Origin of the sequence: Piscinibacter sp., assembly GCF_050175855.1 — a bacterium.
Lineage (GTDB): Bacteria > Pseudomonadota > Gammaproteobacteria > Burkholderiales > Burkholderiaceae_C > Piscinibacter.
The window spans coordinates 1-10,044 of the sequence record NZ_JBFXIO010000179.1 but is presented as its reverse complement, the minus strand read 5'-3'; the positions used below and the strand labels follow the sequence as shown (position 1 = coordinate 10,044).

The 10,044-nt window shown below is 72.1% G+C and carries 10 protein-coding genes; 7 read left to right on the top strand and 3 right to left on the bottom strand.

The window, feature by feature from the left end; translation table 11 throughout:
- Positions 1-27 precede the first annotated feature (27 nt).
- The 6 genes from AB7U92_RS14465 (at position 28) to AB7U92_RS14440 (ending at position 5,308) form a co-directional block, all read left to right on the top strand.
- On the top strand, positions 28-1,095 hold the full coding sequence (locus tag AB7U92_RS14465) for an oxidoreductase (protein ID WP_428578038.1): 1,068 nt from the start codon (positions 28-30) through the stop codon (positions 1,093-1,095).
- Between the two features lie 47 nt (positions 1,096-1,142).
- Positions 1,143-1,673, top strand: coding sequence for an SRPBCC family protein (locus AB7U92_RS14460; protein ID WP_428578035.1), 531 nt, complete (start codon positions 1,143-1,145; stop codon positions 1,671-1,673).
- 57 nt (positions 1,674-1,730) lie between these two features.
- Positions 1,731-2,282, top strand: coding sequence for a YaeQ family protein (locus tag AB7U92_RS14455; RefSeq protein WP_428578032.1), 552 nt, complete (start codon positions 1,731-1,733; stop codon positions 2,280-2,282).
- A gap of 23 nt (positions 2,283-2,305) precedes the next feature.
- A complete protein-coding gene (locus AB7U92_RS14450; protein WP_428578030.1) occupies positions 2,306-2,581 on the top strand; it encodes a GNAT family N-acetyltransferase in 276 nt (91 codons plus the stop codon).
- 80 nt (positions 2,582-2,661) lie between these two features.
- Complete coding sequence (locus AB7U92_RS14445) at positions 2,662-4,743, top strand: prolyl oligopeptidase family serine peptidase (protein ID WP_428578027.1); 2,082 nt, start codon at positions 2,662-2,664, stop codon at positions 4,741-4,743.
- Between the two features lie 4 nt (positions 4,744-4,747).
- Entirely contained in the window at positions 4,748-5,308 is a 561-nt protein-coding gene (locus AB7U92_RS14440) for a DUF924 family protein (protein ID WP_428578024.1), read from the top strand.
- Here the strand turns inward: AB7U92_RS14440 and AB7U92_RS14435 are convergent.
- Complete coding sequence (locus tag AB7U92_RS14435) at positions 5,305-7,032, bottom strand: long-chain fatty acid--CoA ligase (protein ID WP_428578022.1); 1,728 nt, start codon at positions 7,030-7,032, stop codon at positions 5,305-5,307. The two genes, AB7U92_RS14440 and AB7U92_RS14435, sit on opposite strands and share 4 nt — an antisense overlap.
- A gap of 124 nt (positions 7,033-7,156) precedes the next feature.
- Between AB7U92_RS14435 and AB7U92_RS14430 the strand changes: the two genes are divergently transcribed.
- On the top strand, positions 7,157-7,666 hold the full coding sequence (locus AB7U92_RS14430) for a hypothetical protein (protein ID WP_428578019.1): 510 nt from the start codon (positions 7,157-7,159) through the stop codon (positions 7,664-7,666).
- Here the strand turns inward: AB7U92_RS14430 and AB7U92_RS14425 are convergent.
- Positions 7,645-8,745 carry a hypothetical protein gene (locus tag AB7U92_RS14425; RefSeq protein ID WP_428578016.1) on the bottom strand — a complete coding sequence of 367 codons (1,101 nt, stop codon included), beginning with the start codon at positions 8,743-8,745 and terminating at the stop codon, positions 7,645-7,647. The two genes, AB7U92_RS14430 and AB7U92_RS14425, sit on opposite strands and share 22 nt — an antisense overlap.
- 6 nt (positions 8,746-8,751) lie before the next feature.
- Positions 8,752-10,044, bottom strand: a 1,293-nt coding sequence (locus AB7U92_RS14420; RefSeq protein ID WP_428578013.1) for an ATP-binding protein, incomplete at its 5' end; no start/stop codon positions are given.

Here is a 10,044-nt window from a genome sequence, read left to right as displayed (position 1 = left end):
ATCGGCAGCGCCGTTCACAATCGCATCATGACTTCCACTGCATTGCGCGTCGGCCTGGTCGGCTACGGCTATGCCGGCCAGACCTTCCACGCCCCGCTGATCGCCGGCGTGCCCGGCCTGCGGCTGGCGGCCGTGGCCAGCCGCGATGCCGCGCGTGTGCACGCCGACTGGCCGGCGGCCCAGGTGCTGGCCGACCCGCAGGCCCTGCTGCGCCGCGCGGACATCGACCTCGTCGTCATCGCCAGCCCGAACGACACGCACTTTCCCCTGGCCCGCGCCGCGCTGGCGGCCGGGCGCCACGTGGTGGTCGACAAGCCGTTCACGCTGACGCCGGCCGAGGCGCGCGAGCTCGCCGCGCTGGCCCACGCGCGCCGGCGGCTGCTGTCGGTGTTCCACAACCGCCGCTGGGACGGCGACTTCCTCACCCTGCGCGAGCTGGCGAAGAACGGCACGCTGGGTCGCATCGTCCACCTCGAATCGGCCTTCGACCGCTACCGCCCAGCGGTACGTGCGCGCTGGCGCGAGTCCGCGGCGCCGGGTGGCGGGCTGTGGTGCGACCTGGGCCCGCACCTGCTCGACCAGGCCCTGCAGCTGTTCGGCTGGCCCGACACGGTGTCGCTGGACCTGGCCACGCTGCGCGACGGCGGACAGGCCGACGACTGGTTCCAGGCCCGACTGACCTACCCGGAGCGCCGCGTCGTGCTGCGCGCGAGCATGCTGGCGGCGGCGCCCTCGCCGCGCTTCGCCGTCCACGGAACGGACGGCTCCTGGATCAAGCTCGGACTCGACCCCCAGGAAGACGCGCTGAAGGCCGGCGCGCGGCCGTGCTGGCCAGCCCAGCCGGGTTGGGGACAGGACCGCAACGTCAGCCTGATCAGCCGGCCCTGTGGCGATGTGCTGCGCACCGAGTACTGGCCGCTGCGCTCCGGCTGCCAGGGCGCGTATTACGCCGCCGTGCGCGACGCGCTGCGCGGCGACGGCCCCAACCCGGTGCCGCCCGCGCAGGCGGTGGCGGTGATGGCGCTGCTCGAACTCGGCCGGCGCAGTGCACACGAGGGCCGGGCGCTGCGCTGCGGCACGTCCGCCCTTGCCTGAGCCACGCCGCGGGGGCAGACTGCGCTTCCCGGTCCGGAGGTGGCGCGATGAAGATCGTCAAGGCCCTGCTCGTCGTCGTGATGCTGCTGGCGGCGGTGCTGCTGCTCGGCGGCCTGCTCGTCTCGCCGAAGTTCGACGTGTCGCGCAGCGCCACCATCGCCGCGCCCCCGGACGCCGTCTACCCGCTGGTGGCCGACCCGCGGCGCTGGAAGGACTGGTCGGTGTGGAACCAGCGCGATCCGCAGATGGCGATGACCTACAGCGGCGCCGCCAGCGGCGCGGGCGCGGTATGGGAATGGAAGAGCAGCAGCCAGGGCGATGGCCGCATGAGCTTCACCGAGGCCGAGGCCGGGCGGCGCATCGCCTACGAACTGTTCTTCCCCGACTTCGGCACCACCTCCACCGGCGCACTCACACTCTCGCCGGACAACGGCGGCACGAAGATCACCTGGACGATCGCCGGCGACATGGGCAGCAACCCGATCAACCGCTGGTTCGCACTGGCGATGGATGGCCTCGTGGGCAAGGACTTCGAGGCGGGGCTGGCCAACCTGAAGGCGCTGGCCGAGAAGCGCTGAGCGACCCTGGGCGGGGCGCTCTGCTCTAATCGCGGCTTTGCGCCGCGCCCACCGCCCATGGCACTCAAGGCCACGATCTTCAAAGCCCGCGTCCAGCTCGCCGACATGGACCGCGGCCTGTATGCCGACCACGCGCTGACCCTCGCGCGTCACCCTTCCGAGACCGACGAGCGCATGCTGATGCGCGTGCTGGCCTTCGCGCTGAACGTGCCAGCCGACGACCGTGACGGCACCCTGGAATTCGGCAAGGGCCTGTCGGACACCGACGAGCCCGACCTCTGGCACCGCGACCTCACCGGCCGCATCCGCCACTGGGTCGAGGTCGGCCAGCCCGACGAGAAGCGGCTGCTGCGCGCCGCCGGCCGCGCCGACCTCGTCACCGTCTACGCCTACGCGGCCAGCACGCCGATCTGGTGGAACGGCATCGCCGGCAAGATCGCCCGCGCCGCCAACGTCCATGTCTGGCAGGTGGATGCTGCGCAGAGCCAGGCGCTGGCCGCGCTGGCGCAACGTACGATGCAGCTGCAGGTGAGCGTGCAGGACGGCACCGCGTGGGTCGGCGACGGCGAACGCTCGGTGGAGATCACGCCGCGCCGCCTCGAACCCTGACCCGACGACGGAGGATGGACCCGATGAGCATCACCATCGAGCACGACGCGGCGCTGGGCCGCTTCTCGGCCCAGGTGCACGGCCACCTGTGCGTGTGCGACTACCGTCTGCGCGAGGGCGTGATGGCGATCACGCACACCGAGGTTGCCCCCGAGCTGGAGGGCCAGGGCATCGCGGCCGAGCTGGTGCGCGCCGCGCTGGCCCATGCCCGCGACAACGGCCTGAAGGTGCGGCCGCTGTGCTCGTACGTGCAGGCCTACATGCGCCGCCATCCGGAAGTCCAGTCCCTGCTCGCCTGAGCCCCTCCCGCATGCCCATCTCCCGAGACCTGGTCCGCCGGCTGCTGAGCGCCGCAGTGGCCGCACTCCCCGCCCTTGCCATGGCCGACACCCCCCCCGCCGCCGACGATCCCCACCTCTGGCTCGAGGAAGTGCAGGGCGAGAAGGCCCTGGCCTGGGTGCGCGAGCGCAACGCCGAGACGCTGAAGCTGCTGTCGGCTCGCGAGGACTTCGCGCCGACACGCACGAAGCTGCTCGAAGTGCTGAACTCGAAGGACCGCATCCCTGCAGTGACGCGCCGCGGCAACTGGCTCTACAACCTCTGGCAGGACGCCACCCACAAGCGCGGCCTGTGGCGGCGAACCACGCTGGCCGAGTACCGCAAGGCGCAGCCGCAATGGGAGACGGTGCTCGACCTCGATGCGCTGGCCGCGGCGGAGAAAGAGAACTGGGTCTGGGGCGGCGTCGACTGCCTCGAGCCGGCTCAGCGGCTGTGCATGCTCTCGCTGTCGCGCGGCGGCGCCGACGCCAAGGTGATCCGGGAGTTCGACATCGAGCGCAAGCGTTTCGTCGACGGCGGTTTCGTGCTGCCCGAGGCCAAGACCGACGTCGCCTGGGCCGATGCCGACACGCTCTACGTCGGTACGGACTTCGGCTCCGGCTCGATGACCGACTCCGGCTACCCGCGCATCCTCAAGCGCTGGAAGCGCGGCACGCCGCTGGCCGAGGCGAAGACGGTCTTCGAGGGTCGCCGGGAAGACACCTGGGTCGGCGTCAGCGTCGACCACACGCCAGGCTTCGAGCGCACGCTGGTCGTGCGCGCCCTCGACTTCTACCGGCAGGAGACCTTCCTGCTGCAGGGCGACACGCTGCAGCGCCTGGAGGTGCCCGACGACGCCCGCATCCGCTTCATGCACAGCGCCGGCGTGGCCGGCGACACGCTCCTGCTCGAGCTGCGCAGCGACTGGCGCGTCGGCGAGCGGGTCCACCCGAAGGGCTCGCTGCTGGCGGCCGACTTCCCGGCCTACCAGCGCGGCGAGCGGCGCTTCCAGGTGCTGTTCGAGCCGACCGAGACGCGATCGCTGGCCGGCGTGGCGACCACGCGCACGCACGTGCTGGTCAACGTCAACGACAACGTGATCGGCCGGCTCGAGGAGTGGAAGCGCGAGGCCGACGGCCGCTTCGTGCGCCGCGTGGTCGATGCGCCCTCGCCGGGCAACCTCGGCGTGGTGTCGCTGCACGAACCCGCGCGCCGCGACGATCCGCTGGCCGAGCAGTACCTGCTGAGCTACACCGACTTCCTCACCCCCGATTCGCTGCTGCTCGGCCGCACCGGCACCGACCGGCGCGAGCCGCTGAAGTCGCTGCCGCCGAGCTTCGACTCGATCGGCATGCGCGCCGAGCAGCTCTTCGCCACCGGCCGCGACGGTACGCGTGTGCCCTACTTCGTCGTCTGGCCGCGCGGCGCAAAGGCCGACGGCAGCAACCCGACGCTGCTGTACGGCTACGGCGGTTTCCAGATCTCGCTGGAACCCTGGTACTCGCGCGGCATGGGTGCCGCCTGGTATTCGCGCGGCGGCGTGCTGGTGGTGGCCAACATCCGCGGCGGAGGCGAGTTCGGGCCGCGATGGCACCAGGCGGCCATCCGCGAGAACAAGCAGCGCAGCTACGACGACTTCATCGCCGTGGCCGAAGACCTGGTGCGCCGCAAGATCACCAGTGCGCGCCACCTCGGCATCGAGGGCGGCAGCAACGGCGGGCTGCTGGTCGGCGCGGTGATGACGCAGCGGCCCGAGCTCTTCAACGCCGTGGTCTGCCAGGTACCGCTGCTGGACATGAAGCGCTTCCACAAGCTGCTCGCCGGCGCCAGCTGGATGGCCGAGTACGGCAACCCCGACAAGCCGGAGGACTGGGCGGTGATCTCGCGCTACAGCCCCTACCAGAACGTCAGGCGCGACGCGAGCTACCCCGTGCCGCTGTTCACCACCTCGACGCGCGACGACCGCGTGCACCCCGGCCATGCGCGCAAGATGGTGGCGCGGCTGCGCGAGTACGGCCACCCGGTGCTGTACTACGAGAACATCGAGGGTGGCCATGGCGGCGCGGCCGACAACGAGCAGCGCGCCACGCTGCAGGCCATCGAGTTCACCTACCTGTGGCAGCGCCTCGCGCGCAGCGACTGACACCATGCACGCTGACGCCGCTGCGGTGCTCGACTTCTGGTTCGGCGACGAACCGGCGGCGCGGCCGCAGTGGTTCCGCAAGGACCCGGCCTTCGACACGCAGATCGGTGAGCGCTTCGGCGCCTTGATCGACTCCACCCTCGCCGGTGGGCGCTTCGGCGACGGCCCGGCCGAGCGGCTGGCGGCGCTGGTGGTGCTCGACCAGTTCACCCGCAACGTCTTCCGCGACACCCCGCGTGCGTTTGCCGGCGACGCGGCGGCGCTCGAGCTCGCCCTCGGGCTGCGCGAACGGGGCGACGACCTCATGCTCCCGCTGTGGCAGCGCGCCTTCGCCTACCTGCCCTTCGAGCATGCGGAAGACCTGGCGCTGCAGGACCGCGCCGTCGACGCCTTCGAGGGGCTGGCGCGCGAGCATCCGCAGGCCGCCTCGATGCTCGACTACGCTCACCGGCACCGCGAGGTGATCCGGCGCTTCGGACGCTTCCCGCACCGCAACGCCATCCTCGGCCGCGCGAGCACGGCCGACGAACTCGCCTTCCTCGAGCAGCCCGGCTCGCGCTTCTAGTGCTTCGCCGGGCCGCCCTCGCGGTCCTGCAGCAGCCGCCACATCACCTTGCCCGAGCCCGACTTGGGCAGGCTGTCGACGAACTCCACGATCTTCGGCACCTTGTAGGCCGCCATGTGCTCGCGCGACCAGGCGATGATGTCTTCGGCGCCGGTCTTGCCCTGGGCCTCGGCGCGCAGCACGATCACCGCCTTGACCGTCTCGCCGCGGTACTCGTCGCGCGCCGCGATGATGCAGGCCTCCTGCACGGCCGGGTGCTTGAACAGCAGCGTCTCCACCTCGGCCGGCCAGACCTTGAAGCCGCTGGCGTTGATCATGCGCTTGAGGCGGTCGGTGATGAAGAAGTAGCCCTCCTCGTCCATGCGGCCGAGGTCGCCGGTGCGGAAGAACAGCTTGCCGCTCGCATCACCCGGCAGCGTCACGAAGGCCGCCTTGGTGGCCTCGGGATGGCGCCAGTAGCCCTTGAAGACCATCGGGCCGTGGGTGACGATCTCGCCGGTCTCGCCCGGCGGCAGTTCCTGCAGCGTGAGCGGGTCGACGATGCGCGAGTCGACGCCGAAGATCGGGATGCCCAGGCACTGCAGCTTGGCGCGCTCGGGCGGGTTGGCATGGCTGGGCGCGGCGGTCTCGGTCAGGCCGTAGCCTTCGGCGAAGGTCAGCCCGAATTCGTCGAGCAGCCGCTGCGCCACGGCCTGCGGCATCGCCGCTCCGCCGCCGCTGAGGTTGCGCAGCGAGGAGAGGTCGAAGCTGCGGTAGTTCGGGCTGCCGAACAGGTCGATGATCATCGTCGGGATGCAGGTCCAGTGCGAGACCTGGTGACGCGAGATCAGCCGCCCGGCGAGTTCACGGTCCCAGCGCGGCAGGATCACCGTGGTCGAGCCGAGGTAGACCGCGCCGAGCACGCTGTAGATCATGCCGGTGATGTGGAACATCGGCACCACGCCCAGGCCCACCGACTCCGGCCCGCTGTGCCCCCACTGCCCGCCCACCGCGTTGTGCATCAGCGTGAGGTGGGTGTGCATGCAGCCCTTGGGCAGGCCGGTGGTGCCCGAGGTGTAGGGCAGCAGCGCCAGGTCGTCTGGGCCGGCGGTGTGCGTCGCGGGCTGCAGTCCGTGCGCCAGCGCATCGTGCCAGCGCGTCCAGGCCGGCCCAGCTTCGGGCAGCGGCGGATCGGCACGCAGCCACTGCTCGGTAGCGGCATTCGGCGCCTCGGCGGGATCGATCGCGCCGTCGGGCAGGGCGTCGGCATAGCGCGCCACCAGCACGTGCGCCAGCCGCTGCCGCTCCGGCAGGGTGGCGTCGGCTTGCGCCACGATGCCGGCCAGGTCGGCGCTGCAGATCACCACCTTCGCCTCCGGGTCGGTGATGTAGTGGCCGAACTCCTCGGCGCGGTTCATCGGGTTGACAGGCACCACCACCGCGTCGGCGCGCAGGATGCCGTACAGCGCCGCCACGTACTGCGGGCAGTTCTGCATGAACAGCGACACGCGGTCGCCCTTCTTCACGCCGCGGGCCTGCAGCCACCCGGCGATGGCCAGCGATTGCGCATGCAGCTCCCGGTAGCTCAGCGGTCGGCCGAAGAACAGGTAGGCCGGCTTGTCGGGGTAGCGCGCCGCCGAGACCTCGAGGTTGAACCACAGCGAGGTGCGCGGCGCGACCACTTCGCGCGGCAGGCGGCGTGGCCAGACGGCATGGTGCGGGCGCTTGGCAAGGGCTTCGGGCACGTTGGATTCCTGTCCAGGGCGATGCCCGCCGGTATACCCCAGGCCCGAGGACGCAGCCAGCGGCGGAACCCCGCAGCGCCTTGTCGCACGCGCGACAAGGCGCGGCAATTGCTAGGGGCCTTGCATGGCCCCAGCCTCCCCGCCCGCGTTCCTGGACATCGAAGCCTCCGGCTTCGGCCGCGACAGCTACCCGATCGAGATCGGCTTCGTGCTGCCCGACGGCCAGGCCTGGTGCACGCTGGTGCGCCCGGAGCCCGACTGGCTGCACTGGGACGAGGCCGCGCAGGCGCTGCACGGCATCGGCCGCGAGGTGGCGCTGCGTCATGGCCGGCCGGTGGTCGACGTGGCCCGCGAGCTCAACCGCCGCCTTCGCGGGCAGGTGGTCTACAGCGACGGCTGGGCCCACGACTACGCCTGGCTGGCGCGGCTGTTCGAGGCCGCCGGCCGGGCGCCGGCGTTCCGGCTCGAGCACCTGCGTCGCCTGCTCGACGAGGACGCGGCACAGCGCTGGCAGGCCGCACGCCAGCGCGTGCTGGCCGAGCGTCCGGACCCGCGCCACCGTGCCAGCAGTGACGCCCGTGTGCTGCAGCGAACCTGGCTGGCGCTGCAGGATCAGTCGGTAAGCGGCCCCTGAGCCAGCAGCGCCTCGCGCAGCCGGCGGCAGTAGTCGGCATCGGCATCCCAGGCGCCGCGTGCCAGCGCCGCGTGACGCGCCTGGCGATCGGCGCGGCCGAGCAGGCCGGCCAGTTCGGCCAGCGAGTCGTGCACCACCGCGCGGGCGTAGTCGGCATAGCCGGGCTCCAGCTCCGATTCCGCCAGTGCGCCGATCCGGTGGGCGTCGAGCAGCCGCCCGCCGTGGGCCAGGCAGACGGCGTGGTCGGCGCGGGCGATGGTGGCCTCCCAGGTCATGCCGGCGCGCGCCGCACGGTCGACCACGGCGTCGAGCACCTCGATGGCGCGCTCGTGCTCGCCGGCCAGGCGCAGCATCTCGCCCTGGCGCAGCCCGAACTGCACGCTGGCATCTTCGCCAGCCAGCACCGCAGTGAGCTGCTGAGCACTGCCCAGCCCGGCCAGCGACTGCTTGAGCTGCTCCTGGTCAAGCCGGCCGGCGGCGCGGGCGCGGCGCACCTGCTGCACCTGGGCCAGGGTCATGTAGCGGTGCAGCGCGGCCAGCAGCTGCTCGTCGTTCTCGCGCCGGGCGATCAGCGTGGCGCGACGGTAGTGGCGCACCGACTGGTCCATCAGCTCGGCTTCCTGGTACAGCGTGGCCACCACGTACAACGCCCGCGCGACGGCCAGCGGCCGGTGCGGCTGGCCCAGGCGCACGGCGCGCCGCAGGTGGCCGAGCACCTGCACCGGCTCGCGCTGCAGCGTGCCGTGGATGCAGCCCAGCCAGGCCTCGCACTCGGCCTGCAGGCCGACGTCGCCGGTATCCGTCGCGGCATCGAGCGCACGTTGCACCGGTGCGGCGGCCGCGTCGACCTCGGCGCCGTAGTAGGCCGCCACGCCGCGCGCCAGCTCCAGTTCGGCCCCCGCCCGCGCATCGCCGAGCTCGCGCACGGCCGACTCGGCGGCGCGCAGCGCCTGCGGCAGTTCGTCGGTGTGCCAGTGGCGGGCCAGCAGCGTCACGCGTTGCGCGAGCAGTCGGGCACGCTCGGCGCCGGCGGCGGCCATCGCGATGGCGCGTTCATTGCGGCGCAGCAGGTTGGGCATGGCGAGTCAGCCGCGCACCGCACGCGCGCGCCGCACCCAGTGGGCAAGCACGCGAACCAGCCGCTCGGGGTCGATCGGCTTGGAGAGGAAGTCGTTCATGCCGTGCTGCAGCGCGCGCTCGCGCTGCGCCACCAGCGCATCGGCCGTCAGCGCGATCACCGGCAGCAGGCCGGGACCGTGGGTGCGGCGGATCTCGATGGTGGCGTCGATGCCGCCGAGCACGGGCATCTGCAGGTCCATCAGCACGGCATCGAAGGGTTCGCCGCGCGCGCTCGCCTCGGCCACTGCGCGCACCGCGAGTTCGCCGTTGGCGGCGGTGACCACCTTCGCACCCCAGTGCGCCAGCGTGGCTTCGGCCACCAGCGTGTTGACCGGATGGTCCTCGACCAGCAGCACGCGCGCGCCCCGCAGCGCATCGACCGGCGCGAAGCGCGGCGGCGGCGCCGGCGTGCGCTGCGCCGCGGCGGCCAGCGGCAGGTCGGCCCAGAAGCGGCTGCCTTCGCCCGGCGTGCTGAGCATGCCCACGCCGCCGCCCATCAGCACCGCCAGCTGGCGGCAGATGCTCAGACCGAGGCCGGTGCCGCCGTAGCGGCGCGTGGTGGAGGTGTCAGCCTGCGAGAAGGGGTGGAACAGCCGCGGCTGCACGTCGGCCGGGATGCCGGGCCCGCTGTCGCGCACCTCGATGCGCGTGCGGCCGTCGACCCGGCGCGTCAAGCGCAGCTCGATCCAGCCTTGTTCGGTGAACTTCAGCGCGTTGCCCAGGTAGTTGGCGACGATCTGCCGCAGCCGCACCGGATCGCCGCTCACCCACTGCGGCACGCCGCCCGCGAGCTCGAAGCGCAGCTCCAGCCCCTTGGCGGCTGCCAGCTCGCGGTAGGCGTCGCGCATCTGGCCGAGCAGCAGGTGCAGATCGAAGTCCACCTTCTCGATGCTGAGCTTGCCGGCCTCGATCTTCGACAGGTCGAGGATGTCGGAGATCAGGCCGGCCAGCGCCTGCGCGCTGTCGTCGATGTGCTCCAGGTACTCGCGCAGCCGCCCCGACGGCAGCGACGGATCCTGCGCCAGCCGCACCAGGCCGAGCAGGCCGTTGAGCGGCGTGCGCAGTTCGTGGCTGGTGTTGGCCAGGAACTCGCTCTTGGCGCGGCTGGCGGCCTCCGCCTGATCACGCGCCTCGGCCAGCGCCGCGGCGACGCGGCGGCGCTCGGTGATGTCATCGACGATCCAGATGGTGCCGCCGCTGCCCGGGTGGCGCGGGTCGATGGCACGGGCGCGCAGATGCGCCCAGAAGCGGCTGCCGTC

Excerpts from the sequence above, each read along its gene's own strand:
- AB7U92_RS14465 (WP_428578038.1), top strand. The coding sequence starts at position 28 with ATGACTTCCACTGCATTGCGCGTCGGCCTGGTCGGCTACGGCTATGCC.
- AB7U92_RS14460 (WP_428578035.1), top strand. The coding sequence starts at position 1,143 with ATGAAGATCGTCAAGGCCCTGCTCGTCGTCGTGATGCTGCTGGCGGCG.
- AB7U92_RS14455 (WP_428578032.1), top strand. The coding sequence starts at position 1,731 with ATGGCACTCAAGGCCACGATCTTCAAAGCCCGCGTCCAGCTCGCCGAC.
- AB7U92_RS14450 (WP_428578030.1), top strand. The coding sequence starts at position 2,306 with ATGAGCATCACCATCGAGCACGACGCGGCGCTGGGCCGCTTCTCGGCC.
- AB7U92_RS14445 (WP_428578027.1), top strand. The coding sequence starts at position 2,662 with ATGGCCGACACCCCCCCCGCCGCCGACGATCCCCACCTCTGGCTCGAG.
- AB7U92_RS14440 (WP_428578024.1), top strand. The coding sequence starts at position 4,748 with ATGCACGCTGACGCCGCTGCGGTGCTCGACTTCTGGTTCGGCGACGAA.
- AB7U92_RS14430 (WP_428578019.1), top strand. The coding sequence starts at position 7,157 with ATGGCCCCAGCCTCCCCGCCCGCGTTCCTGGACATCGAAGCCTCCGGC.
- AB7U92_RS14425 (WP_428578016.1), bottom strand. The coding sequence starts at position 8,745 with ATGCCCAACCTGCTGCGCCGCAATGAACGCGCCATCGCGATGGCCGCC.